This is a genomic window from Actinocatenispora comari (assembly GCF_017312725.1).
Classification (GTDB): Bacteria; Actinomycetota; Actinomycetes; order Mycobacteriales; family Micromonosporaceae; genus Actinocatenispora; species Actinocatenispora comari.
In genome coordinates, this window is record NZ_BOPO01000020.1 from 39266 (window position 1) to 62975 (window position 23710).

Genomic DNA, 23710 nt, shown 5'->3' on the forward strand with positions numbered 1-23710 from the left:
CGGCGCGCACCCTGTCCGGGTGGCCCCGTCGAGGGGCGAGGGCAGGACGCGGTCAGCCGGCTTCGATCACCTTGCGGTCCCCGCCGGTGGCCCGTGCGATCGGGATCCGGCGCGGCTTGGCATGCTCGGCGACCGGGATCGTCACCGTCAACACCCCGTTGCGGTAGTCAGCCGAGACGCTCTCCACATCGAGCCCGTCGCCGAGCACCATCTGCCGGGCGAAGGTCCCCACCGGGCGCTCGCGCATCAGGAACTCGGCGCCCTTCGGCGCATCCGTCTCGCGCCGCGCCCGCACCGTCAGCGTGTTGTTCTCTGCCGTGATCTCCAACGAGTCCTCGTCGATTCCGGGCAGATCCATCCGCACCTGGTACGCGTCTCCGGACTTGAAGGCGTCCATCGCCGCCCAGCGGGGCCGCCGGGACGGCTCGTCCAACCAGCCGTTGGCGAACTGCTCGATCTCCCGGAACGGATCGAATCGCACCATGCTCATCAACCATCACTCCTGCAACGATCAACAAACACCACAAGAACGGATCTGGCCGGCACTCAGGCCAGCCTCATCGGCCCTGCGGGCCACGGGCGCTGCCCACCGCGCCCGAACCAGCCCCAGCGGCCGCGACGACGTGGCCACCACCGGCCACGGGCCACTCGGCCACGGGTCGCCGACATCGACACTCACCTCCACAGCGACAAACCACCCCTGACTGCGAGGGGAAACCTGTAGTGGCGAGACCAATTTTAGCGAACCGACGGACGTCGTCAAGCCGATCCGGCCGGCCGTCGGGCAGCGTGGAAATGGGCGGGCGACCGACACCGCCGTGCCGCGATGCGTTGCCTGCCAGCGGTTGCCGGTACCGGCGTGTCCGCGAGATCTCCGACCGCCGGCGACGTGCGTCTCAGGCCGTGGTGGGTGCCGGCAGGACCAGCCGGACGAGCCGCCCGATCTCGTCGAGGTCGACGTCGGTGGCCAGGCTGGCCTCGTCGGGCCGCGCGTCCACTGGGCGGTCGAGGCCGAACAACAGGCGGGGCAGTCGCGGGTGGACGACGAGTCCGATCAGCTCGTCGGCCATCGGCCCGGCCGTCTCGCTGGTCTGCCCCCAGCCGTCGACCAGGTACGCCGCCAGCTCGCGGGACGTGGTCCCGAACACGACGTCGTACAGGCCGGCTGCCAGCTCCGGCAGCCGGTCGGCCTCGGCGATACCCAGCCGCAGCATCCTGCCGACCGACGACCACCGCAGCAGCTGGACCAGGCGCCCGCAGTAGCGCGCCACCGCGTCGACCGGCTGTTCGGCGTACTCGGCGGGCGTGCGCATCCGCTCGCCGAACAGAGCGCGGGTGCGCTCGACGACGGCCTGGAACAGCGCGTCCTTGGTCGGGAAGTGCGCGTAGAGGGAACGCTTCGAGGTTTCCGCGCGTGCCGCGATCGCGTCCATGGAGGTCCGCTCGAAGCCGTCCTCGAGGAACGCGGTCTTCGCCGTGTCGAGGATGTGCTCGCGCAGAACTTCACCGCGTCGGGCCATGGCGTCCACCTCAAAGTATACGGTACAGTCGAGTTTACTTCCGTCGCGCACTGATCGGAGTCATCATCCATGATCGTGGTCACCGCCCCTACCGGGCAGATCGGCAGCAAGCTCGTCACCACCCTGCTCTCGCACGAGGAACCGCTGCGCCTCGTCGTTCGCGATCCCGCCAAGCTGCCCCACGCGGTGCTCGAGCGAGCCGAGATCGTCGTCGGCTCGCACCGGGATCGTGACGTGCTGGATCGCGCCCTGACCGGCGCCGACGCGCTGTTCTGGCTGATGCCGGCGTCGCCGACCGCGCGCAGTCCCTACGAGGCGTACGTCGGCGCATCGATTCCGGGCGCCGACGCCGTCGTCCGCCACGCGGTGCCGCGCGTGGTGATCGTCTCCGCGCTGGGACGCGGAGCACAGATCTACGCCGGGCACGTGTCGGCGTCGCACGCCATGGAGGACCTGTTCCGCAGCACCGGCGCGCACCTGCGGGCCCTGGCGCTGCCCACCTTCATGGACAACATCCTCCGGCAGACCGCCACGATCCGAACCGGAACCATCTCCGGCACCCTGCCCGCCGACTTCACGATGCCCTGGATCGCCACGAAGGACATCGCGGCGCTCGCTGCCGAGCAGCTGATCGATCGCAGCTGGACCGGGCAGGACTCCGTCGAGACTCTCGGCGGCGAGGACCTCTCCTACCGCGACGTCGCCGAGATCCTCACCGACGTCCTCGGCACACCCGTCCGGTACCAGCTCGGCGATCGCGCCGCGGTCGAGCAGTTGCTGACAGCGCGCGGGGTGTCCGCGGAGATGGCTCGGTCCATGATGGACATGGACCGAGCCGGTGAACGTGGCATCAACAACGCCACCCCGCGCACCGCCGGGAACACCACTCCCACCACCTTCCGCGCGTTCGCCGAGGAATTCGTGCGACCGGCCGTGGCCGGATAGCGCGCATCGAGGGCTCCCGGTTCGTCCACCACTCGTGAGGAAGAATCCATGACACTGATCTGTATCGAAGAGCATGCGATCGACCGGTCGATCGTCGAAGCGGCCGGGCCGGTCCTTGCCCGTGAAGCGCCGTACCTGCGTGCGCAGAGCTCCAGCGCCTTCCCGGTGCAGCCAGGGCCGGACCGGCGACCTGCCGTCGACATCGACCACGCGAATCGGCTCGGGGTCGACCTCGGCCCCGGGCGAATCCAGCGGATGGACGAGCATGGCATCGACCTGCAGATCGTTTCCTGGACCAGCCCGATCCAGCTGGTCCCGGACGAGGTGGCGATCGCGCTGTGCCGCTCGGCCAACGACCGGCTGGCCGACGCGGTCGCCGCCCGTCCGGACCGGCTGCAGGGCATGGCGGCGTTGCCGTGGCAGCAACCGGCCGCCGCCGTCGACGAGCTCGACCGTGCGGTGACCGAGCTGGGCCTGCGGGGCGTGCTGATCCTCGGACGCCCCGGCGCCGGATTCCTCGACGACCTGGTTTACCGGCCGGTACTGGAGCGCATCGCCGCGCTTCGGGTGCCGCTGTACGTGCACCCGTTCTATCCGATCCCGCAGGTCCAGCAGGCCTACTACGCGGGCTTCAACGACAAGGTGTCCGCCGAACTCGCGCTGGGTGCGTGGGGCTGGCACCACGAGGCGGGCGTTCACGTGCTGCGTCTCATCCTCGCCGGCGTCTTCGAGCAGCTGCCCGAACTGCAGGTCGTCAGCGGCCACTGGGGCGAGATGGTCCCCTTCTACCTCAGCCGCCTGGACGACGTGCTCTCCCCGGGTGACACCGGACTGTCCCGAACCATCACCGAGATCTACCGCTCGAACGTCTGGGTCACGCCCAGCGGAATGTTCCATCGCCCGCAGTTCGACTTCGTCCGTACCGTGATCGGGCTCGACCGGGTGATCTGGTCGACGGACTATCCCTTCGTACGGCTGGAGGGCACGCAGGAGTTTCTCGACGAACTCGACATCACGCCCGGCGAGCGCGAACAGATCACCCAGGGCAACGCCGAGCGTCTCTTCCGGCTCGGCGAGGTGTAGCCGGGTCAGAGGCGTAGCCGGGTCAGCGGTGTAGCCGGGTCACGCCGCGGTACTCGGTTCCTCGAGGATGTGTCCCGAACCGCCGGCAGCCATCGAACGCGGTGTCCATGGCCGGCGCAGTGTCCGAGGCCACGGTGTCGCCGGGCGTGGATGCCGGGACTAAATCGCGTCCCGGGTCGGTTACGCGAGGAGACGGGGTACTACCCCGCTCGTAGCCCCACCCGAGACGGCTGATGTCCGTCTGACTCGCGCCTGGCGGCCGGGTGGTGCCGCAGCGGTCCGACAGCGGCTGCTCGTGTTTCGAGTGACAGGCGGTTGTCGATGTCGTTGTCGGTGCAGGTGGATCAGAGGGGCGGCCATCCGGTCGTCCTCGTGGCCGGTGAGCTGGATCAGCCAGCTGTCCCCAGACTTCGTGGTGTGCTGTTCGAGACGTTCCTGGCGCACCCGGTGGTCGTCGTGGACCTGACCGGGGTGTCGAGCGTCGGGATGCACGGCGCCGGCGCGGTGGCGATGTGCTGCTACACCGCGGGCAGGTTGGATCGCGACCTGCGCGTCGTGCCGGGTCTGGCCCTGACCGCGCTCGCCGAGCGCATCGGTGCCGCCGGCGTGCTGTGCAGGTACCGGAGTGTCGACTCGGCGCTGGCCGGCCCCGGCGTGCTCGTCGGTGCGGGTGCGCGCGGCGGTACCCGGGCCGCGTGGGCGGGTCTCGGCTGAGCCCGGGACACCGTGGCGCTGTCTGCTCTGGGCAAACCGGCATCGCGGTCCGATGAGAACAGCCACGATGGAGGTATGCGCTGCGTCGTGTTCGGAGCCACCGGCTACATCGGCGGACGGCTGGTACCTGAACTGCTCGACGCGGGGCACCAGGTCAGCGTCGTCGCCCGCTCGCCGGCCAAGCTCGCCGAACGGCCCTGGCGCGATCGGGTCGAGGTGCACCGCGGTGACGTCCTCGACGCGGACAGCGTTGCTGCCGCGATGCGCGGCCACGACGTCGCCTACTATCTCGTGCACTCACTGCACAGCCGCGACTTCGCCGACCGGGATCGCACCGCGGCGCGGCGAGTGGCCGCGGCTGCCGCCGATGCCGGCGTCGGACGGTTGGTGTACCTGGGCGGCCTGCACCCCGACACGCCGACGCTGTCGGCCCATCTGGCTTCCCGCAAGGAAGTGGGAGACATCCTCCTTGCCGGCGACGTGGACGCGGTCGTTCTGCAGGCCGCCGTGATCCTCGGCTCCGGTTCGGCGAGCTTCGAGATGCTGCGGCATCTGACCGAACGGCTCCCGGCGATGGTCACCCCGCACTGGGTACACAACCGTATCCAGCCGATCGCGATCCGCGACGTGCTGTACTATCTGGTCGCCGCCGCCACGCTGCCGGACGGGCTCAACCGGACCTTCGACATCGGCGGCCCGGACGTGCTCACCTATCTGGCGATGATGCGGCGCTATGCCGTGGTGGCACGGCTTCCCCGCCGCATCGTGCTGCCGGTCCCGATCCTGACGCCGTGGTTGTCCGCGCAGTGGGTCAACCTGGTCACCCCGGTACCGGGGTCGATCGCGGTGCCGCTGATCGACTCGCTGATCCACGAGGTGATCTGCCAGGAAGACGACCTCACCGCGCTGGTCGCCGACCCGCCCGGCGGGCGCCTGCACTTCGAACAGGCGGTGGAACTCGCGCTGACCCGTACCAGCCACGAGCAGGTGACCACCCGATGGTCGGACGCCGGCTGGCCCTCCGATCCCTCGCAGCCTTCCGCGGCCGACCCCGATTGGTCCGGTAGCACCGTGTACACCGACACCCGCGAGCGACACAGTTCCGCGCCACCCGAGCGAGTCTGGCGGGTCGTGGAGGGTATCGGTGGCGAGCACGGCTGGTACTCCTTCCCGCTGGCGTGGGCGGTCCGCGGCTGGGCCGACCGGATCTCGGGTGGCGCCGGCCTGCGCCGCGGTCGGCGCGACCCCGACCGGCTGCACACCGGGGAAGCGCTGGACTGGTGGCGAGTGGAAGCCATCGACCGCGGCCGCCGACTGTTGCTGCACGCCGAGATGAGGGTGCCGGGCCAGGCGTGGCTGGAGATGTCGGTGTCGCCCGCCGACGATGGCGGCACCTGCTACCGGCAGTGCGCGATCTTTCGCCCGCACGGGTTCGCCGGGCATGCCTACTGGAAGCTGATCTCACCCTTCCACGACATCGTGTTCGGCGGCATGGCCGCCAACATCACCGGCGCTGCCGAACACGAGAACTGAGCGGACCTCGGGCCGGCACCCGAGAGCGCTTCGGCGCTGATTCCGGCGGTACGGACCGCGGTCAGCGCGGCCCTGTCCGCCAGTGCTCGCCCAGCCACCTGACGGCCCGCGGCGACCGGCGCGGGTGGCGCGCGATCGGAGACCGCGCAACTCGAAGGCGCGCTCGCCGGGTTGGGCGACCGGCGGGTCGAGGCGGTTCGGCCGGGTCGGCAGGGTTCCGGACGCGGGGGAGGAGTGCTAGGTTCGCTGACTGATACATCGGGTCGATTACGAGACGACGGCGGTGGTTTCGGGATGAACAGCGAGCCAGTCGAGTCAAACATGGGATCTGTCGGCCGGTTGTCTCGGCGTGGGTTCCTCGCGCTCGCCGGCATCGGCGTGGCCGTGACCGCCGCCGGCAGCGAACTGGCCGCCGGGGCCGCCGACGCCGCACCGGCCGGCTACCGTCGGCCCACCCGCTCGCCGCTGGTACCAGCGGACCAGGCGATCACCCTGTGGTACCCGCAGCCGGCCGACCCCGACGCGATGATCCAGCAGGGCCTGCCGGTCGGCAACGGCCGGCTCGGCGCCCTGGTCTCCGGCGACCCGGCGCACGACCTGCTGCTGCTCGTCGAGGCGAGCATGTGGACCGGCGGACGCAACGGCACGCTCGGCGGCGACGGCCAGTTCCCGTACGGCAGCACCGACTTCGGCAGCCTGACCCTGCTCGGCAGGCTGACGCTGGACCTGCCCGACCACGCCGGCGCCACCGACTACCGGCGTGCACTGGACCTCAGCAACGGGCTGGTCACCAGCACCTACCGGGTCGGTACCGCGCGTTTCCGGCGCGAGACGTTCGTCAGCGCGCCCGACGACGTGCTGGTCGTCCGGCTCACCGCCGAGGGCGGCAGCTTCACCGGCAGCCTGACACTGGCCGGTACGCACGGCGAGACCACCGACGAGGCGACGATCCAGGGCGGCTTCGACAACGGACTGCGCTACGCCGCGCTGGTGACCGCGACCGCCGACGGCGGCACGGTCGGCGTCGCCGACGATGCCGTGACTTTCACCGGCTGCGGTGCGGTCACCGTCGTTGTCGCCGGCGGCACCAACTACGTGCCCGACCCGGCCCGCGGCTGGCTCGACCCGGACACCGACCCGATCGCCGACGCCCGGCACACCGCCGCCGCGGCGGCACGGCTGCCGGGCGACGCCCTGCGCGACACCCACGTCGCTGACCACCGCGCCCTGTTCGACCGGATGACCGTCGACTTCGGACAGTCCACAGCAGACCAGAAGGCACTGGACACGTGGGCCCGGCTCAACGCCCGTGCCGCCGACGGTGCCGCCGCAGACCCGGAACTGGAGGCGAGCTACCTGCAGTTCGGCCGGTACCTGACCATCTGCGGCTCGCGTACCGGGCTGCCGATGGGGCTGCAATCGGTGTGGCTGGACCGCAACGACCCCGACTGGATGGGCGACTACCACACCGACATCAACCTGCAGATGAACTACTGGCTCGCCGACCGGGCCGGCCTGTCGGGCCAGTTCGACGCGTTCGCCGACTACTGCGTTGCCGCGCTGCCGTCCTGGACGGCGCTGACCCGCGAACTGTTCAACGACCCGCGCAACGGCTTCCGCAACTCCACCGGCCGCATCGCCGGCTGGACGATCGCCATCTCCACCAACATCTACGGCGGCAACGGTTGGTGGTGGCACCCGGCCGGCAGTGCCTGGTTGTGCAACTCGCTGTACGACCACTACCAGTACACAGTGGACAGACAGTACCTGGCGAAGATCTTCCCGCTGTTGCGAGGAGCCTGCGAGTTCTGGCAGGCGCGGCTGCTGACCGCCACCGTGGACGGCCACGAGGTACTCATCGACGACGCCGACTGGTCACCCGAGCAGGGGCCCCCCGACGCGAAGGGCATCACGTACGCGCAGGAGCTGGTCTGGGCGCTGTTCGGCAACTACGTCGAGGCGTGCCGGCTGCTCGGACGCGACGCCGACCACGCCGCGACCATCGACGCGTTGCGCGCCAAGCTGTACCTGCCGAAGGTCAGCCCGACCACCGGCTGGCTCGAGGAGTGGATGACGCCGGACAACCTCGGTGACCCCACCCACCGGCACCTGTCGCCGCTGGTCGGCCTGTTCCCGGGCGACCGGATCCGGCTCGACGGCAGCCCCGCCGACCTGGTCACCGGAGCCCGCAACCTGCTCACCGCGCGCGGGATGCAAAGCTACGGCTGGGGATGCGCGTGGCGAGCGCTGTGCTGGGCCCGGCTGCACGACGCCGACCGCGCCTACCAGCTGGTGATCACCAACCTGCGGCCCTCGCTGTCCAACAGCAACGGCAGCGCGCCGAACCTGTTCGACATGTACAGCTTCGGTGCCAGCCGCAGCACCTTCCAGATCGACGCCAACCTCGGCACCCCGGCCGCGATGCTGGAAATGCTGCTGTACTCCCGGCCCGGCGTCATCGAACTGCTCCCGGCGCTGCCGTCGGCGTGGCAGTCCGGCCGGGTCACCGGCATCGGCGCCCGCGGCGGCCACCGCATCGACCTGACCTGGACCCCCACCCAGGTCACCGCCACCATCCACGCCGGCAGCACCGCCGACACCACCGTCCGCCACGGCTCCCGCGCGCGAACCCTCCCGCTGCACGCCGGCCACCCCACCACCGCCCACTTCCCCCGCTGACCGGCGACGCCGACCGGTACGCCACCACGACAACGGGCGGCGTACCGACAGGGCACTCAGCCTTCGGCGCCCTGCGACCGGCCGAACGGGGTGAACACGAACGACTCCGGGAACGGACCGTCGCCGTACCGCAGCGCGTACAGAATCGGCTGCGGCTCGTCGAAGCTGCCGCTGAAGTGCAGGCTGACCAACCCCGGATCGGCGTCGCTGGCGTAGACCAGTGTCTTGGAGTAGTGCGGGTTCGAGCCGCCACACAGCACCGAAGGCGGACCGAGCTCGCTCAGCACGTCGTCCAGGCGCCGATCCTGGGCGCACCACTCGACAGCCTGGGTATGCAGCCGCTCGTGGACCTCGCCTGGAATCAGCCGGTCGACCACGAGCCAGTCGTACCGCCAGGCGATCTCGGCGTAGACCGAAGCGACGGCGCCCAAGTGGTCCTGGTATCCGGGAAGTGCGGTCAGAAATCCACCGCGCACGCCGAGCGAAGTGAACGCCTGCCGTGCCCGGAGCGCCTCTGTCTCGTCTCGCACGGCTTCGTCGAGACCATCGACGAAGGCCATCGCGTCCAGCAGTATCCGAAGCGTGACCTCGGGGCCATACATGCTCGGACGGCGGAGCGCGCTGTTGAGCTGACGCAGGTGGTACTGGCGGACCTCGTCCAGGCTCGGCCGGGTCACGGGCCTGTCGTTCCTGCGGCCAGTCGTGCCCGGCTCATGATGATCGGTCACACGCTGATCCCGTAGCCGAGTTCTTCAGCGGCGATGCTCCAGAACGAGTTCTCGTCGGCGACGGCCGGCGCGTCGCGTTCCCGGAACCGGGCCAGCAACGCGTCGGTGAACCGGTCGGCGGCCTGCTCGGCCTCGTCGGCCTCGTCGGCCTCGTCCGACTCGTACGCCTGTGCCTCGGCGTCGGCCTTCGCGTACTCGTGGGTGAACGCGACGAACGCCTCGACGCTGGAGTTGACCAGGTCGGGCTGGTCCTCGTCGGGCAGTATCCACAGTGAACCGTCGTCACGGCGCACGCCCAGGGCGCTGATCCCGGGGTCCAGCGCGACGATCGCGTGCGGCACACCGTCGACCGAGCGCTCGGCCAGCGGAGCGGCCTGCCACTCGCCCGGATAGGGGCAGCCGGCGGAACCGGCGAACAACGCGACCAGCGCGGCATCATCCATGCGCAGAATCTAGCCGCGCCCACCGACATCCGACCGAGGGCAGCGACGCGGATCGAGCCGGGACCTGCCATGCCTTGACAGGAATATAACCACAGAGGCATATTGGGGGAGTGGATCGGCTCTGGTCGGCGCTGAGCGAGACGCACCGGCGACGCATTCTGGACCTGCTGCGGGACCGACCGTGCTCGGTGACCGAGCTGGTCGAGGCGCTGGGCCTGGCCCAGCCGGCAGTGTCCAAACACCTGCGGGTGCTGCGCGAGGCGGGGCTGGTGCGGGTGCGCATCGAGGCGCAGCGCCGCATCTACAGCGTCGACCCGGCTGGCATTCGCGCCCTCGACGACTGGTTGACGCCGTACCGGCGGCTGTGGAACGAGCGGCTCGACGCGCTGGGGTGGCACCTGGACGCCACCGACGACGATCCCGGGCATCGCAACGCCCACCACGATCACGGGAGGATCTGATGGAACGCGGAACACTCATCGAACACGAGGGCCGGCCGGCGGTCCGGTTCGAGCGCCACTACCGGCACTCCGCCCAGCGGGTGTGGGCGGCGATCACCCAACCGGACGAGCTGGCGCACTGGTTCCCCAGCGCGGTACGGATGTCGGCGGAGGTCGGCGGCGCGATCGAGTTCACCGAGGACCCGAACGTGGCGCCCGGCACCGGGACGATCCTGGCCTACCAGCCACCGCACCGGTTGGCCTACAGCTGGGGTGACGACGAGCTGCACTTCGACCTCGTCGAGGACGGCGCCGGCGGCTGCGTCCTGACGATGGTGCACGTACTGGCGGCGCGCGACACCGCGGCCCGCACCGCGGCGGGCTGGACGATCTGCCTGGCCGAGCTGGACAAGCAGCTGGCGGGCGAGAACCCGGCCGGGCCGCACAGCGCCGACGCGCAGCCGTGGCGACCGGTGTACGACGAGTACGTCGCGGCCGGCATGCCGTCCGGCGCCCCGATCCCCGGCATGACCGACTGACGACCGCCGGCCGGCTCGGACCCGGACGGGCGGCACGACGCCGGCCGCCCGGCGTCACGCCGGCACGATGCCGGCCGCCCGGCGTCACGTCGACACGTCACGTCGACACGATGCCGGACCCCGGCGTCACGTCGGGGTGGTGCCGGATTCGGTGGCGTCGGCGGGTTCGGTGGTGGCGAGGGTGGCGGCCCAGGTGGCGAGCAGTTTCAGGTTGTCGGCGGTGGGGGTGTTGGGGTCGGCGGTGTAGACGTTGAGCCGCAGTTCCGGTTCGGAGGCGAGCGGCATCGACTCGAAGTTGAGGTCGAGCCGGCCGACGACCGGGTGGCGCAGCCGCTTGCGGCCGCTGCGGTGGAACTTGACGTTCTGCGCGGCCCAGTGCGCTCGGAACAGGTCGCTGCGGGTGGACAGCTCGCCGATGAGGGCGACGAGGTCCTTGTCGTGCGGATTGCGGCTGGCCTCCAGTCGCAGCATCGCGGCGGCGTCCGCGGCGATCCGGTCGTGGTCGACGAAGAACTCCTGCGCCGCCGGATCGAGGAAGGCGAACCGGGTGGTGTTGGCCGGCCGCTTGCCGGTCGCCCCGGCCACCGGCGAGGCGAGGACGGGAGAGTACAGCGCCCGGGCCATCGGGTTCATCGCGAGGATGTCGTGTCGGGCGTTGCGTACCCAGGCGGGCGCGTCGCTGATCGCGTCCAGCACCTGCTGGATGACCGGCCGTACGGTGGTCGCGACGGGTCGGCGGCGCCGGTTGGTGGCCGGGCCGGCGGCGCGGGCGAGCGCGAACAGGTGCTCGCGTTCGGCCTCGTCGAGCTGCAGCGCGTTGGCGACGCCGTCCAGGACGGAGTCGGAGGCGCCGGCCAGGTTTCCCCGTTCCATCCGCACGTAGTAGTCGACGCTGACGCCGGCGAGCAACGCGACCTCCTCCCGGCGCAGCCCCTTGACCCGCCGGTGTCCGCCGTAGGCGGGCAGCCCGGCCTGCTCCGGGGTGATGCGTTCGCGCCGGGAGATCAGGAAGTCCCTGACCTGGGCACGCTGCTGCGGGGTGTCCACCCGGTCCACGGTAGGCGCGGGTACGCCGGCCAGGGAGGTAAAGCTGTTACCTCTCAGGCGGGCGGCTCGGCTCCTAGCCTCGAAGCCATGACCTCGACTCCAGAACTGATGTTGAACAACGGTGTGAGCATGCCCGCGCTCGGGCTCGGCGTGTTCCAGAGCCCGCCGGAGGAGACCGCGACCGCGGTCGAGACGGCCCTGCGGGTCGGGTACCGGCACATCGACACCGCCGCCGCGTACGGCAACGAGCGGCAGGTCGGCGAGGGCATCCGGCGCTCCGGGCTGGACCGCGGCGACGTGTTCGTCGAGACCAAGGTGTGGGTCAGCGACTACGGCTACGACACGACGTTGCACGCCTTCGACAAGGCCACCCGCAAGCTCGGCGTCGAAGCGCTCGATCTGCTCATCCTGCACCAGCCGGCCCCGGACCGCTTCGACCAGACGATCGCGGCATACCAGGCGTTGGAGACGCTGCTGGCCGACGGCAGGGTACGGTCGATCGGCGTCAGCAACTTCATGCCGCACCACCTCGACGAGTTGTTGAAGCAGACCACGATCGTGCCGGCGGTCAACCAGATCGAGCTGCACCCGTACTTCGCCCAGCCGGAGGTCCAGCGCGCCGACGCCGCGCACGGCATCCTCACCCAGGCGTGGTCGCCGATCGGGGGCATCACGTTCTACCCGGGCTGGGGTGAGCACCGCCGCAACGTCCTCGACGACCCCACCATCGGCGCCATTGCCGCCGAACACGGCAAGTCCGCGGCGCAGGTGATGCTGCGCTGGCAGCTGCAGCACGGCCGCTCCGCGATTCCGAAGTCCACCAACCCGGGCCGGATCGCCGAGAACTTCGACGTGTTCGACTTCGAACTGACCGCCGACCAGCTGGCCCGCATCGATGCGCTGGACACCGGTGTACGCAACGGCCCCGACCCCGACGTGCCGCGCCCGGAGATGTTCGCCCGGGTCATCCCGGAGGACTGAGCCCGCCGAACGTCACGCAGCCAGATCGGGCCGCGCCGCGCCTCGTGGCGGCTCGACCCCGCCTGGCGCAGCCGATACAGGAGCGCATCGAGCGGCGTGCCGGCGCCGACTTCGAGACGGGCATCGGTACCGACCTGCCGCGGGCCGGGTCAGCTCGTGGTGCGGCGACGCTGCCGGTAGGCGGCGACGCGGGCCCGGTTCTGGCAGGTCACCGAGCAGAAGCGGCGGTCGTGCGTGGGTGAGGAGTCGACGAACACGTCGGCGCAGGCCCGCCCGGTGCAGACTCCCAGCCGGTCACTGCCGTACCGGTCGAGGTGGTCGCGCAGCGTCAGGGCGGCCGCCGCGACCAGCGCGTGTGCCGGCGCGCCGACCGTCCAGGCGGCCCGGACACCGTCCGCGCCGTCGAGGACGGTCGGGCGTACCCCGGTGTCGGTGAGCAGCGCGACGACCAGCGCGACGCGTTCGGTCGGATCGGTACTGGCGAAGACGGGGTGCAGCAGGTCGGCGGCCCGGCGCAGCGCCTGCTCGTCGGCGTGCTCGTGGGGTACGCCGAGGTCGGCCGGCGGTCGGGCCGGGAACGGGTGGTCGGCCTCGCCGGCGACATCGCGCGGCACGGTGCCCCATTCGTTCACCAGCTGCACGAGCACGGCCGGCTGCATCGCGTCGAGCGTGATCGGCACTCGTTCAGTGTAACGCGCAGCCTAGCCTCAGCGCGTTGCAAGGCGTACGGTACTAAGCATGCCCAGTGCGTTACGGGTCTGCTCGTGATCGACGCCAGCCTGCTGCCCGCCTACGTCGTGGCCGTGCTGCTGATCGCCCTCGCGCCCGGCCCCGACATGGCCTACATCGTCGCCGCCGCGACCGCGCACGGACCGCGGGCCGGGGTGCTGTCCGCCGCCGGTATGGCGCTGGGCATGGTCGTGCACGTCACGGCCACCGCGGTCGGGCTCGCCGCGCTGCTGGCGGCCGTGCCGGTCGCGCTGGACGCGATCCGCCTCGCCGGCGCGGCCTACCTGGGCTGGCTCGCCGTGGACACGCTGCGGTCGGCCACCGGCGGCGGGCTCACCGGCCACGCCGCCCCGAGCCGCGGCCGGCTGCTGCGCCGCGCCACGCTGACCAATCTCGCAAATCCGAAGGTGATCCTGTTCTTCGCCGCGTTCCTGCCGCACTTCGTCCGGGTCGATCGCGGCGCGGTCGCCGGCCAGCTCCTGCTGCTCGGCGCGGTGTTCCTGCTCGTCGGGCTGGTGGTGGACAGCGCGATCGGCCTCGCCGCCGGCCAGCTGCGCACCGCGCTGGCGCCGGGCTCGCGGGCCGGCCGCGCTCTCACCGTGCTGGCCGGCGCCACCTTCGCGGTACTGGCCGTGCTGTTGGTGGTCGACGTCGTCACGGCGTGGCGCGCAGCAGCGCGGTGACGAGCCGGTCGAGGCCGGCGCTCGCGCGTGCGGCCGGGTACTCGCCGGTGAGCGCGGCGCGCAGGTCGGCGGCGAGCGGCGCGAGCAGTGCGTGGGCCAGGTAGTCGGCGTCGAGTTCCGGCCGGGCGTCGTGCAGCAGGATCGCCACGTGCCGATGCCAGAACCGGTACGCGCCGATCCGGTACCGGGCACCGGGGCTGGCGGTCTCGGACACCCGGATCAGGTCGAGGTGGGTGTCGAGGAACCGCGCGTACGCGGCGAGGAAGGCGCGCAGTCGCTCGCCGGGCGGTGCGCCGGGTCCCAGCGGCGGTTCGCCGGACAGGATCTGTTGCTGCAGCACGCTCTCGCGGGCGTCGAGGACCGCGACGGCGAGGCCGGCCTTGTCGCCGAACCGGCGAAACAGCGTGCCCTTGCCGACACCGGCGGCGGCGGCGACGGCGTCCATCGACACCGCGCCGACGCCGTGTTCGGCGAACAGCCGCTCGGCGGCGTCGAGGATCTTCGCCCGGTTCCGTACCGCGTCGGCGCGGGCCGCGGGCGCGGTGGGTGCGGCGAGGCGCAGCAACTCCGGGGGAGCACTTGCAGAAGCGGACTGCGGTCCGTTAATGTCGTCCATGGCAAGTGGACTGTAGTCCGTATCAATCGAAGGGCGCCACCCATGACCGCATCCATCACCCGCGACGAGCTGCGCGCGGCCGTCGAGGCCGGCACCGTCACCGTCGTCGACGCCCTCGGCGGCGAGTACTGGCAGCGGCAGCACCTGCCCGGAGCGATCCCGCTCGTCGCGGCCGAGGTTCAGGCCCGGGCCGCGGACCTGCTGCCCGACACCGCCGCGCCGATCGCCGTCTACTGCTCCAACCCCGCCTGCGGCAACAGCAAGGACGTCGCCGCGCGGCTCGAACGACTCGGGTACACCGACGTCCGGACCTACCGGGAGGGCATCGAGGACTGGGTCGGCGCCGGCCTGCCCACCGAGGCGACGACGGAGGCGCGGGCATGACCACCACACCCATGCCGGTACGAACGGTCGACGGGGTCACGCTGCCGGCGCCCGGCAGCTGGCGCATCGACCCCGGCCACGCCGAGGTCGCGTTCGTGGGCCGGCACTTCCTGATCACGAAGGTCCGCGGTCGGTTCACCGGGGTCCAGGGCGCCGTCGCGGTGGCGGAGACACCGGCCGACTCGTCGGTCACCGTCGACATCGACATGACCACCGTCGACTCCGGCGACGCCACCCGCGACGAGCACCTGCGCTCGGCGGACCTGTTCGACGTCGAGCGGTACCCGACCGCGACGTTCCGCAGCACCGAGGTGCGCTGGCACGGCACGCAGGGAACGGTCACCGGCGAGCTGACCGTGCACGGCGTCAGCCGGTCCGTCGAGCTCGCCGCCGAGTTCCGCGGGCACGTCCGCGATCCGTGGGGCGGCGACCGCGCCGTCTTCTCGGCCACCACCACCATCGACCGGGAGGCGTTCGGGCTGACCTGGAACATGGTGCTCGACAGCGGCAGCCTGCTCGTCTCCCGCGAGATCACCGTCGAGATCGAGGTGGAGACCGTACTGGAGCCGCACTGACCAGGCATGCCACGACCGCGAGCCACGGTCGGACCCAGCGTCGCCGGGCGCCCGATCCCGGGTGGCCCGGCGGCGCGGGGGCGAACCGTCTCGCTGCCCGCAACCGGATCCGGGCGGGCCGCCGACCGAGCGGGTGCCGGTACGACTCCGCCGTGACGGCGCCGAGGCGTCCCAGCTACGGTGACGGTCGCCGGGGTGGCCCCGGCGCACGGGGAGATGTCGGTGACCACCGACCACACACGGCACGGCCCTCGCGTCGCTGCGGCGGCGAGGCGGACGGGAGTACGACATGGGCACCGCACTGATCGTCGGTGACGTCCAGCGGGGCATCACCGGCAGCTATCCGTTCGCCGCGCGGGTCGTACCGCCGCTCACCGACCTGCTGCCCCGCGCCCGGGCGGCCGGCGTACTGGTCGTGTTCGTCCGCTTCGGCTTCCGGGCCAACGGCACCGACCTGCCGCCGAACAACCCGCTGTTCCGGTCGTTCTTCGACGCCGGGGACGCCTTTCACGAGCAGTCGGACGGACCGGAGATCGCCCTGCCGGTCACCGCCGACGACGTCGTGATCCTCAAGCGCCGTGCCAGCGCGTTCGCCGGTACCGACCTCGATCTGGTGCTGCGCGCGCGGGGCGTCGACACGCTCGCGATCGCGGGCGTGGCCACCAGCGCCATGGTGGCCGCCACCTGTTACGACGCAGCCGACCGCGACTACCGGCTGACCGTCCTGCGCGACGGCTGCGGCGACGGCGACCCGGCCGTACACGACTTCTTCATGGACACCGTGTTCCCCAGCCGTGCCGTCGAGGTCACCTCCTGCGCGGACTGGCAGCCGGCCTGAGACCGGTGCCGGTCGTCGCCTCGTACGAGCCGGCGCACGGCTAGGCTGCGGACGATGGCACGGACCAAGGGGGACCACGACGCCCGGCGCCGCGAGGTGTCCGAGGCGGTCTGGCGGGTTCTCGACGCGCACGGGTTCGGTGGCCTGACCCTGCGCGCGGTCGCCGCCGAGCTGGGCGCCACCACCGGCCTGCTGACCCACTACTTCGCCACCAAGCGCGACCTCGTCGCGTACGCGCTCGACCTGCTCGAACAGCGCACCCTCGACCGGCCCCGCGAGACGGCACCGGACGAGTCGGCGGCGCTGCGGGTCGCGCTGCTCGGGGTTCTGCCGCTGACCGCCGAGGCGGCGACGAGCAACCGGATCTGGGTCTCCTCCTGGGATCCCGCGCTCGCCGACGCCGGGCTCAGCCGCGACCACGCCCGCCGGTACGCCCGCAGTCGCGACCGGCTGCGTGACCTGGTCGCCGCCGGGCAGCGGCGCGGCGACCTCGCCGCAGGCGACCCGGCCGACATCGCCGCCGGTGCGCAGGCGTTCGTGCTCGGGCTGGTCGTCCAGTCGCTGTTCGAGCCGGCCGCGTTTCCGGCCCGGCGCCAGGTCGAGCTCGTGGACGGCTACCTGCGTACCCTCTCGCCGACGCCACGCTGACGCCGGACCCGGTGCGGTACCGGCGATGCGCGGCTGTCGGACCTCGCGCCGAGACCACGGGGGCTACGGCATCGCGCGTCCGGTACCTATGCTGGACGACACGCGTGCCCCATAAGGCCGATTCGGATGGGTGAGGCCGATGCGACGAACGCTTCTGGTGGTGCCGGCCCTGCTGCTCGCCGCCGCCGGTACGGGTGCTGCCGGTTGCTCCGCGGACCGGGAGAGTCCCGAGCGCTCCGCGGCGTCCGGTCGGGCGACCCCCACCCGGGCCATGATCACGTGGGTGGATGCGGTGTGCGCCGCCGACGACGACCTGCAGGCGAAGCAGGGCGCCGTCCGGGTCCTCGCCTACAGCATGGTTCCGCGCCAACCGACCCGCACGGAGATCGTCCGTCTCGTCGCCGGGGCTCGCCGGGATCTTCAGCAGAGCCTGACGACCTTCCAGAAGATGGACAAGGGGACGGTCGAGGGCGGCGACCGGCTGGTCGCCGCCTACGTCGCGGCCGTGCGGGACGCGGTCTCCGCGATCAAGAAGCTGGAGACGACCGCGAAGGACAGCTCCGTTTCCCACGACGTGCTGCTCGATGTTCCCGGCGACCTTGCCCGCGCGATCACGGTGGCGCCGGCGGGCACCGACCTGCCGACGCTGCGCGGCCGCAACGCGGCGCTGGACCGGGCGTACCGGCAGGCCGACAGCTGCCAGCACAAGCACTATCGGCCGGCGCGGACGAGCCCGAAGCCCACCTCGACGACCTAGCGGAACCTCGACGCCGCGCCGAGCGGGCAGTCGAACAGGCCTGGCACAGCCGGACCAGCTGGCCGTGACGACGTTCCGGCTCAGCGGAGGTGGCCGTCCCCGGTGACCACGTACTTGGTGCTGGTCAGCTCGGGCAGCCCCATCGGCCCGCGGGCGTGCAGCTTCTGGGTGGAGATGCCGATCTCGGCACCGAAGCCGAACTCGCCGCCGTCGACGAACCAGGTCGACGCGTTGACCAGTACCACGGCGGCGTCGACGCGGGCCACGAAGTCGCGGGCCGCCGACTGCGAGCGGGTCACGATCGCCTCCGAGTGGCCGGAGGAGAAGCGCCGGATGTGCTCGACCGCGGCGTCCAGGCTCGGCACGTCGGCCACGGCCAGATCCAGCGACAGGTACTCGCGCGACCAGTCGTCGTCGGTGGCGGGCACCACCTCGACGCCGACCTGCTTTCCTTGTGCCGCAACCGATGCGTCGCCGTGTACAGTGACGCCCGCCGCGGCGAGGGCCGGCAGCAGCATCCGGTGGAACCGAGCCGAGACCGCCTCGTGCACCAGCACGGTCTCGGTCGAACAGCACACCGACGGTCGGCCGGTCTTGCCGTTGAGCACGATGCCGAGCGCGTCGTCGAGATCGGCGTCGGCGTCGACGAACACGTGACAGTTGCCGACCCCGGTCTCGATGACCGGGACCGTGGACTCCTCGACGACGGTACGGATGAGGGCCGCGCCGCCGCGCGGGATCAGCACGTCGACCAGGCCGCGCGCCCGCATCAGCGCCCGGACCGCGTCGTGCGTGCCGCCGGGCACCAGCTGCACCGCGTCGGCGGGCAGGCCGGTGGCGTCGAGCGCGTCCCGCAGTACCGCCACGATCGCCTCGTTGGAGCACCGCGCGGACGCGGAGCCACGCAGCAGTACGGCATTGCCCGACTTGAGGGTGAGCCCGGCGGCGTCGACGGTGACGTTCGGACGGCCCTCGTAGACGATGCCGACCACCCCGAAGGGGACCCGGAGCTGGCGCAGCTCCAGCCCGTTCGCCAGGGTGGAGCCGCGGACGACCTCGCCGACCGGATCGGGCAGCCCGGCGACCGTGCACAGCCCGTCCGCCATCCCCTCGACCCGGCGATCGTCGAGCGTCAACCGATCCAGCATCGCCGCGGCGGTGCCCGTGGCACGGGCGGCGGACACGTCGAGTTCGTTCGCGGCGAGGATCTCGGCGCTGCGCGACACCAGCGCCGCGGCCATCGCCTGCAACGCCCGGTCCTTCGCCGCGCGCGGGGCCATGGCCAGCTCGGATGCGGCCGAACGCGCGCGCAAGGCGCACTCCCGTACCGCGTACGCCGCGCCGACCTCATCGGACTCGCGGGCGGTGGAGTCCGGCGGGTTCGGTTCTGGTGCACCGGATCGAGCGGGGTCGCCGCAGGCTCGTCTGTCGTCGTCGGACCGCGGGTGGTGGGTCGTGATCACGATTCCTCCGTTCGGGGTGACGCCGGGCGCAGGAACGTTCGGTCGAAGCGCCGGATGCAGCCGGTGCGCGCGCTCAGCTCCCACAGGCGCCGGGCGTCCTCGTCGCGGCGGATGCGGTCCCGGTAGCGCTCGTAGTCGGCCAGGCTCGGGAAGGAGAACAGCGCGTACCCGATGTCGTTGGCGCCCTCGTGCGGCAGGTAGCAGCCGTGGTGGACGCCGCCGTTGCGGGCAACGATCGGGATCCAGCCGGTGAGGTACTCCTCGAAGGCGTCGACCCGAGCCGGGTCGATCTCGTACCGCAGGTGGCAGGTGATCATCCGCTGCCCTTTCCGTGCCGCGCCGACGTGCTGCTATCTTCATCGTAACAACTGTTATGTGAATCGGAGTCAGCATGTTCGCGCGCACGCTGCGAGACGGCGCCAGCCTCCGGCCGCTGGAGCCGTGGCACGCCGAGGAGTTCGCCGCCCACCTGGACCGGGCCCGGGAACACATCCGACCGTGGGTCGGCCCCGGGTTCGTCACCGACGACCTCGACGGCGCCCGCGGCACGCTGCGGGGCTACGCCGAGCGGCAGGCCGCCGACGGCGCCCGCCTGTTCGGCATCTGGCTCGACGGCACGCTGGTCGGTGGCGTGATGTTCACCGCGTTCGACGCGGCCCTGGGCTGTTGCGAGATCGGCTGCTGGCTGGAGCCGGGTGCCGAGGGGCGCGGCCTGGTCACCCCGGCCTGCGCCGTGCTGCTCGACTGGGCGCTGGGCACCCGGGGGCTGCACCGCGCCGAGTGGCACTGCCGCGCCGACAACGAACGCAGCGCCGCGGTCGCCCGTCGCCTCGGCATGACGCTGGAGGGGGTGCGCCGGGAGTTCTGGCCCTACGCCGGCATTCGGTACGACAAGCAGGTCTGGGCGATCCTCGCGCCGGACTGGAAGGCGCGCACGGCATAGCCGCGCGGTCCACCCGGCCGGTGGCTCCGACCGCGACCGAGCCGTTCGAGTACCAGAGGAGGGTGTGCTGATGGCCGACGCACGCGAGAGCACGGCGAACGAACACGACGACCTGGCCGATCCCTACCGGCCGCGCCGGGAACGGGCCCTGGCCGCGGCGCTGCACGCCGGTTTCGCCGGCCTGATCGCGACGCCCGGTCCGGACCTCGCGTACCTGACCGGCTACACGCCGACGACGGCCAGCGAGCGGTTCACCGCACTGCTGCTGACCCCGGACATCGAACCGACCCTGGTGGTACCCACGCTGGAACGTCCGGATGCTGAACGCGTCGGCGCCGCGCCCCGCTATGCGGACTGGCGCGACGAGACCGACCCGTACGAGGTCGTCGCGGCCCTGCTGGGCCGGACGGGCCGCTACGCCGTCTCCGACGCGGCCTGGGCGCTGCACCTGCTGGCGCTGCAGGACACCATCCCGACGGTCGGCTACACCGCGATGACCGTCGCGCTGCCGATGCTGCGGGCGGTCAAGGACGCCGCGGAACGCTCGCGCCTGGCGGCAGCCGGGGCCGCCGCCGACGCCGTCTACGAACGGATCGTCGAGACCACGTTTGCCGGCAGCCGGGAGCGCGACGTGGCCGCCGCCCTCGCCGCGATGCTGCGCGAGCACGGGCACGAGCAGGTCGACTTCACCATCGTCGCGTCCGGCCCGCACTCGGCGAACCCGCACCACGACCCCGGCGATCGGATCATCGAGACCGGTGACACCGTGGTGCTGGACTTCGGCGGCCTGCGCGACGGGTACGGCTCCGACACCACCCGCACGGTGCACGTCGGCGAACCCGCAGCGCAGGTCCGCGAGGTACACGAACTGGTCCGGACCGCGCAGCAGGCGGCGTTCGACGCGGTGGCGCCGGGTGTCCCGGGCGCGGAGGTCGACGCGGTGGCGCGCGAGGTCATCACCTCCGCCGGCTACGGCGAACACTTCATCCACCGCACCGGGCACGGCATCGGACTGACCACCCACGAGCCGCCCTACCTCGTCGCGGGGGAGAGGCAGGCGCTGGCGCCCGGGATGTGTTTCTCCCTGGAACCCGGCGTCTACCTGCCGGGCCGCTTCGGCGTCCGGATCGAGGACATCGTCCTGGTGACCGACACCGGCGCCGTGCGCCTCAACAACACCCCGCACCACCTCCGGATCGTCCGGTAGCGCCCGGGCTCGCCGCGATGCGAGGGATCAACCCGGCCCGGACGGTCGACGAGGACGAGCGCGGGAAGACCGCGTGCGGTCGAACAACGGCGTTCGCTAGCGTGCGGGCCATGGTGAGTCCGGAAGCGAACGAGGTGGGGGCTGCCGGTCACCACCCGCCAGCCCCCTGAACCGCTGAGCTACCGGTACCGCCGCGGCGTCGTCCGCCGCGGTCGGACCCGGGCGCTGGCCGTGGTGACGAGAAGCCCGCCGTTGCCTCTCCTCACCTCGGAGCTCGTTCGATGCCGCTGTCGCTCTACCTGCTCGCCCTGGCGATCTTCGCCATGGGTACCTCGGAGTTCATGCTCGCCGGCCTGCTGCCGGGCATCGCCGCCGATCTCGGCGTACCCGTCGGAACGGCGGGGACCCTCGGGTCGGCGTTCGCGATCGGGATGGTTCTCGGTGCACCGCTGATGGCCGCGCTCGCCCGGACCTGGCCGAGGCGTACCGGCCTGGCCGGGTTGCTGGTCGTGTTCGCGGCGGCGCACGTCGCGGGTGCGCTGACCCCGAGCTTCCCGATGCTGTTCGCCACCCGGATCGTGGCCGCCCTGGCGAACGCCGGCTTCCTCGCCGTCGCCCTGACCACCGCCGCCACCCTGGTACCGCCGGGCCGGAAGGGCCGCGCGCTGGGCGTGCTGCTGTCGGGTACGACGGTGGCCACGGTCGCCGGAGTGCCGGCCGGATCGGTACTGGGCACGGTGCTCGGCTGGCGGGCCACGTTCTGGGCGGTCGTCGCGGTCTGCCTGCCGGCGCTGCTGGGCATCCTGCTCGCGATCCCGCGGCGATCCGGGCAGCCGGCCGCGCCGGCCGGGCCGGCGCTGCGGGCCGAACTCGGCTGTCTCGCCCGGCCGCGGTTGGTCCTGGTGATGGTGTTGGGTGCGCTGGTCAACGCGGCGACGTTTGCCAGCTTCACGTTTCTCGGGCCGGTGGTGACCGGCACCGCCGGGCTCGGCCGGCTCTGGATCTCGGTGGCGCTGGTGCTGTTCGGCGCCGGCTCGTTCGTCGGCGTCACCGTCGCGGGCCGCCTGTCGGACGCCCGTCCCGGGCTGGTCGTCGCCGTCGGCGGCCCGCTGCTGCTCGCCGGTTGGCCGGCTGCCGCGCTGCTGGCCGGCGAGCCGGTTGCGCTGCTGTGCCTCGTGTTCGTCCTGGGCGCGCTGTCGTTCGCGGTGGGCAGCACGCTGATCACCCGGGTGCTCCACGAGGCCGCGAGCGCGCCGACGATGGCCGGATCGTACGCCACCGCGGCGCTCAACCTGGGGGCCGCGGCCGGGCCGCCGGCCGCCGCGATCGGCCTCGCCGCGTCGATGCGGCCCACCGCTGCACTGTGGACCAGTGGTCTGCTGGTGCTGGTCGCCCTCGTGGTCGCCGCGGCCGGGCGTGGCGTTCTGGCCGTCGGCCGGGGTGTGCGCCGGCCGGCGGCGGTCAGTCAGGGTGGGTCGCGGTCGTCTCGTCGGAGGTGAGCACCTCGCGGGCCTGGTTGGCGGCGCGGGTGATGCTTTCGCCGACGAAGTCCATGAACCGGGCGATGTTCTCCAGCCGGACGGCGGCCGGGGCGTCGGCGCCGAGCACCTCGACGCCCTCCCGGGCCGTCTGGGCGAACTGGGCGTGTCCGCGGGCGCTGGCGATCATCGACTGGTACCAGACGTCGTTGTCGACCACGTAGCGCTCCCGGCGGCGCTCGTCGCGCTGCCGGCCGACCAGCCCCTGACCCTCCAGGAACGCCACCGCCTTGGACACCGACGCCGGGCTGATCTGCAGTTGGTGGGCCAGCTCGGCCGCGGTCATGCTGCCCGCGTCGGTGGTGATCAGGCAGGTCAGCACCCGCGCGGTCATCTTCGGCAGGCCCTGCTGCATCAGCAGCGTGGTGAAGCTTTCCTGGTACTCGCGGATCGCCTCGGTGTCGCGCCCGTCGGTCGGTGCCGGTTGGGCGCCGCGAGGAGTGGCCGGGCGACGCCGGTGCGCGCGGCGTTCGGTGGCACGGTGGGCGAGCTCGGCGCGGTAGCCGGTGGGCCCGCCGTTGCGGAGTACCTCGCGGGTGATCGTCGAGGTGGGTCGGTCGAGCCGGCGGGCGATCTCGGCGTAGGCGAGGCCGTCACCGAGGCCCAGCGCGATCTGTTGGCGTTCCTGCTGGGTGAGCCTGCCTCCGGGCACCGTGGTCTCCTCGTGTCTGCGTCGC

The 23710-nt window shown here is 71.9% G+C and carries 27 protein-coding genes; 17 read left to right on the forward strand and 10 right to left on the reverse strand.

The annotated features are described in order from the left end of the window. Positions 1-52: 52 nt before the first annotated feature. Together NUM_RS07365 and NUM_RS07370 are read right to left on the reverse strand one after the other, a co-directional pair. A complete protein-coding gene (locus NUM_RS07365; protein ID WP_207123923.1) occupies positions 53-490 on the reverse strand; it encodes an Hsp20/alpha crystallin family protein in 438 nt (145 codons plus the stop codon). Positions 491-896: 406 nt separating this feature from the next. Next, positions 897-1520: a TetR/AcrR family transcriptional regulator gene (locus NUM_RS07370; protein WP_207123925.1), complete on the reverse strand. Its 624-nt coding sequence runs from the start codon at positions 1518-1520 to the stop codon at positions 897-899. A 69-nt stretch (positions 1521-1589) separates the two neighbouring features. Here NUM_RS07370 and NUM_RS07375 point away from each other — a divergent pair, with 69 nt between their 5' ends. The 5 genes from NUM_RS07375 (at position 1590) to NUM_RS37640 (ending at position 8474) form a co-directional block, all read left to right on the forward strand. Next, the gene (locus NUM_RS07375) at positions 1590-2465 is read left to right on the forward strand and encodes an NmrA family NAD(P)-binding protein (protein WP_207123927.1); all 876 of its coding nucleotides are present in this window, start codon (positions 1590-1592) and stop codon (positions 2463-2465) included. A 48-nt stretch (positions 2466-2513) separates the two neighbouring features. Continuing rightward, complete coding sequence (locus tag NUM_RS07380) at positions 2514-3548, forward strand: amidohydrolase family protein (protein ID WP_207123929.1); 1035 nt, start codon at positions 2514-2516, stop codon at positions 3546-3548. 417 nt (positions 3549-3965) lie between these two features. Next, complete coding sequence (locus tag NUM_RS07385; protein ID WP_207123931.1) at positions 3966-4262, forward strand: hypothetical protein; 297 nt, start codon at positions 3966-3968, stop codon at positions 4260-4262. A 75-nt stretch (positions 4263-4337) separates the two neighbouring features. After that, positions 4338-5795, forward strand: coding sequence for an SDR family oxidoreductase (locus tag NUM_RS07390; protein ID WP_207123934.1), 1458 nt, complete (start codon positions 4338-4340; stop codon positions 5793-5795). Between the two features lie 294 nt (positions 5796-6089). Further along, the gene (locus tag NUM_RS37640; RefSeq protein ID WP_207123936.1) at positions 6090-8474 is read left to right on the forward strand and encodes a glycoside hydrolase family 95 protein; all 2385 of its coding nucleotides are present in this window, start codon (positions 6090-6092) and stop codon (positions 8472-8474) included. Positions 8475-8530: 56 nt separating this feature from the next. Here NUM_RS37640 and NUM_RS07400 read toward each other — a convergent pair whose 3' ends face one another. Together NUM_RS07400 and NUM_RS07405 are read right to left on the reverse strand one after the other, a co-directional pair. Next, positions 8531-9151 carry a hypothetical protein gene (locus NUM_RS07400; RefSeq protein ID WP_207123939.1) on the reverse strand — a complete coding sequence of 207 codons (621 nt, stop codon included), beginning with the start codon at positions 9149-9151 and terminating at the stop codon, positions 8531-8533. Positions 9152-9198: 47 nt separating this feature from the next. Beyond that, a complete protein-coding gene (locus NUM_RS07405) occupies positions 9199-9645 on the reverse strand; it encodes an SUKH-4 family immunity protein (protein WP_207123941.1) in 447 nt (148 codons plus the stop codon). Positions 9646-9755: 110 nt separating this feature from the next. Between NUM_RS07405 and NUM_RS07410 the strand changes: the two genes are divergently transcribed. Both NUM_RS07410 and NUM_RS07415 read left to right on the forward strand, forming a co-directional pair. Beyond that, positions 9756-10106: an ArsR/SmtB family transcription factor gene (locus NUM_RS07410; RefSeq protein ID WP_207123942.1), complete on the forward strand. Its 351-nt coding sequence runs from the start codon at positions 9756-9758 to the stop codon at positions 10104-10106. After that, positions 10106-10624, forward strand: a complete 519-nt coding sequence (locus NUM_RS07415) for an SRPBCC family protein (protein ID WP_207123944.1) — start codon at positions 10106-10108, stop codon at positions 10622-10624. The genes NUM_RS07410 and NUM_RS07415 overlap by 1 nt, the downstream gene beginning before the upstream one ends. 126 nt (positions 10625-10750) lie before the next feature. Here NUM_RS07415 and NUM_RS07420 read toward each other — a convergent pair whose 3' ends face one another. Next, positions 10751-11671, reverse strand: a complete 921-nt coding sequence (locus NUM_RS07420) for a helix-turn-helix transcriptional regulator (RefSeq protein WP_225918389.1) — start codon at positions 11669-11671, stop codon at positions 10751-10753. An 87-nt stretch (positions 11672-11758) separates the two neighbouring features. Here NUM_RS07420 and NUM_RS07425 point away from each other — a divergent pair, with 87 nt between their 5' ends. Then, complete coding sequence (locus tag NUM_RS07425; RefSeq protein ID WP_207123948.1) at positions 11759-12652, forward strand: aldo/keto reductase; 894 nt, start codon at positions 11759-11761, stop codon at positions 12650-12652. Between the two features lie 149 nt (positions 12653-12801). Here the strand turns inward: NUM_RS07425 and NUM_RS07430 are convergent, their stop codons facing one another. Then, positions 12802-13332, reverse strand: coding sequence for a CGNR zinc finger domain-containing protein (locus tag NUM_RS07430; protein ID WP_207123950.1), 531 nt, complete (start codon positions 13330-13332; stop codon positions 12802-12804). 84 nt (positions 13333-13416) lie between these two features. On the opposite strand from NUM_RS07430, the gene NUM_RS07435 reads away from it, so the two are divergent. Further along, a complete protein-coding gene (locus NUM_RS07435) occupies positions 13417-14064 on the forward strand; it encodes a LysE family translocator (protein WP_207123952.1) in 648 nt (215 codons plus the stop codon). Here NUM_RS07435 and NUM_RS07440 read toward each other — a convergent pair. Further along, entirely contained in the window at positions 14036-14680 is a 645-nt protein-coding gene (locus NUM_RS07440; protein ID WP_207123954.1) for a TetR/AcrR family transcriptional regulator, read from the reverse strand. The two genes, NUM_RS07435 and NUM_RS07440, sit on opposite strands and share 29 nt — an antisense overlap. A gap of 42 nt (positions 14681-14722) precedes the next feature. On the opposite strand from NUM_RS07440, the gene NUM_RS07445 reads away from it, so the two are divergent. The 5 genes from NUM_RS07445 to NUM_RS07465 all read left to right on the forward strand — a co-directional run bounded on the left by NUM_RS07445 (position 14723) and on the right by NUM_RS07465 (position 17882). Beyond that, positions 14723-15064: a rhodanese-like domain-containing protein gene (locus NUM_RS07445; RefSeq protein WP_207123955.1), complete on the forward strand. Its 342-nt coding sequence runs from the start codon at positions 14723-14725 to the stop codon at positions 15062-15064. Continuing rightward, entirely contained in the window at positions 15061-15639 is a 579-nt protein-coding gene (locus NUM_RS07450; protein ID WP_207123956.1) for a YceI family protein, read from the forward strand. Before NUM_RS07445 ends, NUM_RS07450 begins: the two co-directional genes overlap by 4 nt. Before the next feature lie 289 nt (positions 15640-15928). Further along, a complete protein-coding gene (locus NUM_RS07455) occupies positions 15929-16477 on the forward strand; it encodes a cysteine hydrolase family protein (protein ID WP_207123957.1) in 549 nt (182 codons plus the stop codon). A gap of 54 nt (positions 16478-16531) precedes the next feature. After that, positions 16532-17125: a TetR/AcrR family transcriptional regulator gene (locus tag NUM_RS07460; protein WP_207123958.1), complete on the forward strand. Its 594-nt coding sequence runs from the start codon at positions 16532-16534 to the stop codon at positions 17123-17125. Positions 17126-17264: 139 nt separating this feature from the next. Continuing rightward, positions 17265-17882, forward strand: a complete 618-nt coding sequence (locus NUM_RS07465; RefSeq protein ID WP_207123959.1) for a hypothetical protein — start codon at positions 17265-17267, stop codon at positions 17880-17882. An 80-nt stretch (positions 17883-17962) separates the two neighbouring features. Here NUM_RS07465 and NUM_RS07470 read toward each other — a convergent pair whose 3' ends face one another. Together NUM_RS07470 and NUM_RS07475 are read right to left on the reverse strand one after the other, a co-directional pair. Beyond that, positions 17963-19345, reverse strand: a complete 1383-nt coding sequence (locus tag NUM_RS07470; protein WP_225918390.1) for a glutamate-5-semialdehyde dehydrogenase — start codon at positions 19343-19345, stop codon at positions 17963-17965. Further along, a complete protein-coding gene (locus NUM_RS07475) occupies positions 19342-19662 on the reverse strand; it encodes an NIPSNAP family protein (RefSeq protein ID WP_207123960.1) in 321 nt (106 codons plus the stop codon). The genes NUM_RS07470 and NUM_RS07475 overlap by 4 nt, the downstream gene beginning before the upstream one ends. Positions 19663-19736: 74 nt before the next feature. Between NUM_RS07475 and NUM_RS07480 the strand changes: the two genes are divergently transcribed. The 3 genes from NUM_RS07480 to NUM_RS07490 all read left to right on the forward strand — a co-directional run bounded on the left by NUM_RS07480 (position 19737) and on the right by NUM_RS07490 (position 22994). Further along, positions 19737-20288: a GNAT family N-acetyltransferase gene (locus NUM_RS07480; RefSeq protein ID WP_207123961.1), complete on the forward strand. Its 552-nt coding sequence runs from the start codon at positions 19737-19739 to the stop codon at positions 20286-20288. A 70-nt stretch (positions 20289-20358) separates the two neighbouring features. Next, positions 20359-21495 (forward strand): aminopeptidase P family protein, encoded by a 1137-nt coding sequence (locus NUM_RS07485; RefSeq protein ID WP_207123964.1) that lies wholly within the window; start codon positions 20359-20361, stop codon positions 21493-21495. Between the two features lie 281 nt (positions 21496-21776). Further along, a complete protein-coding gene (locus NUM_RS07490; RefSeq protein WP_207123966.1) occupies positions 21777-22994 on the forward strand; it encodes a Cmx/CmrA family chloramphenicol efflux MFS transporter in 1218 nt (405 codons plus the stop codon). Here NUM_RS07490 and NUM_RS07495 read toward each other — a convergent pair. Next, positions 22957-23685: a GbsR/MarR family transcriptional regulator gene (locus NUM_RS07495; protein WP_207123967.1), complete on the reverse strand. Its 729-nt coding sequence runs from the start codon at positions 23683-23685 to the stop codon at positions 22957-22959. The genes NUM_RS07490 and NUM_RS07495 overlap by 38 nt on opposite strands. Between the last annotated feature and the right edge of the window lie 25 nt (positions 23686-23710).

Bases quoted from the DNA above. Each gene is read 5' to 3' on its own strand.
- NUM_RS07460 (WP_207123958.1), top strand. From the start codon at position 16,532: ATGGCACGGACCAAGGGGGACCACGACGCCCGGCGCCGCGAGGTGTCC.
- NUM_RS07415 (WP_207123944.1), top strand. From the start codon at position 10,106: ATGGAACGCGGAACACTCATCGAACACGAGGGCCGGCCGGCGGTCCGG.
- NUM_RS07445 (WP_207123955.1), top strand. From the start codon at position 14,723: ATGACCGCATCCATCACCCGCGACGAGCTGCGCGCGGCCGTCGAGGCC.
- NUM_RS07370 (WP_207123925.1), bottom strand. From the start codon at position 1,520: ATGGCCCGACGCGGTGAAGTTCTGCGCGAGCACATCCTCGACACGGCG.
- NUM_RS07365 (WP_207123923.1), bottom strand. From the start codon at position 490: ATGAGCATGGTGCGATTCGATCCGTTCCGGGAGATCGAGCAGTTCGCC.
- NUM_RS07375 (WP_207123927.1), top strand. From the start codon at position 1,590: ATGATCGTGGTCACCGCCCCTACCGGGCAGATCGGCAGCAAGCTCGTC.
- NUM_RS07455 (WP_207123957.1), top strand. From the start codon at position 15,929: ATGGGCACCGCACTGATCGTCGGTGACGTCCAGCGGGGCATCACCGGC.
- NUM_RS07465 (WP_207123959.1), top strand. From the start codon at position 17,265: ATGCGACGAACGCTTCTGGTGGTGCCGGCCCTGCTGCTCGCCGCCGCC.
- NUM_RS07490 (WP_207123966.1), top strand. From the start codon at position 21,777: ATGCCGCTGTCGCTCTACCTGCTCGCCCTGGCGATCTTCGCCATGGGT.
- NUM_RS07390 (WP_207123934.1), top strand. From the start codon at position 4,338: ATGCGCTGCGTCGTGTTCGGAGCCACCGGCTACATCGGCGGACGGCTG.
- NUM_RS37640 (WP_207123936.1), top strand. From the start codon at position 6,090: ATGAACAGCGAGCCAGTCGAGTCAAACATGGGATCTGTCGGCCGGTTG.
- NUM_RS07425 (WP_207123948.1), top strand. From the start codon at position 11,759: ATGACCTCGACTCCAGAACTGATGTTGAACAACGGTGTGAGCATGCCC.
- NUM_RS07475 (WP_207123960.1), bottom strand. From the start codon at position 19,662: ATGATCACCTGCCACCTGCGGTACGAGATCGACCCGGCTCGGGTCGAC.
- NUM_RS07440 (WP_207123954.1), bottom strand. From the start codon at position 14,680: ATGGACGACATTAACGGACCGCAGTCCGCTTCTGCAAGTGCTCCCCCG.
- NUM_RS07450 (WP_207123956.1), top strand. From the start codon at position 15,061: ATGACCACCACACCCATGCCGGTACGAACGGTCGACGGGGTCACGCTG.
- NUM_RS07480 (WP_207123961.1), top strand. From the start codon at position 19,737: ATGTTCGCGCGCACGCTGCGAGACGGCGCCAGCCTCCGGCCGCTGGAG.
- NUM_RS07485 (WP_207123964.1), top strand. From the start codon at position 20,359: ATGGCCGACGCACGCGAGAGCACGGCGAACGAACACGACGACCTGGCC.
- NUM_RS07380 (WP_207123929.1), top strand. From the start codon at position 2,514: ATGACACTGATCTGTATCGAAGAGCATGCGATCGACCGGTCGATCGTC.
- NUM_RS07405 (WP_207123941.1), bottom strand. From the start codon at position 9,645: ATGGATGATGCCGCGCTGGTCGCGTTGTTCGCCGGTTCCGCCGGCTGC.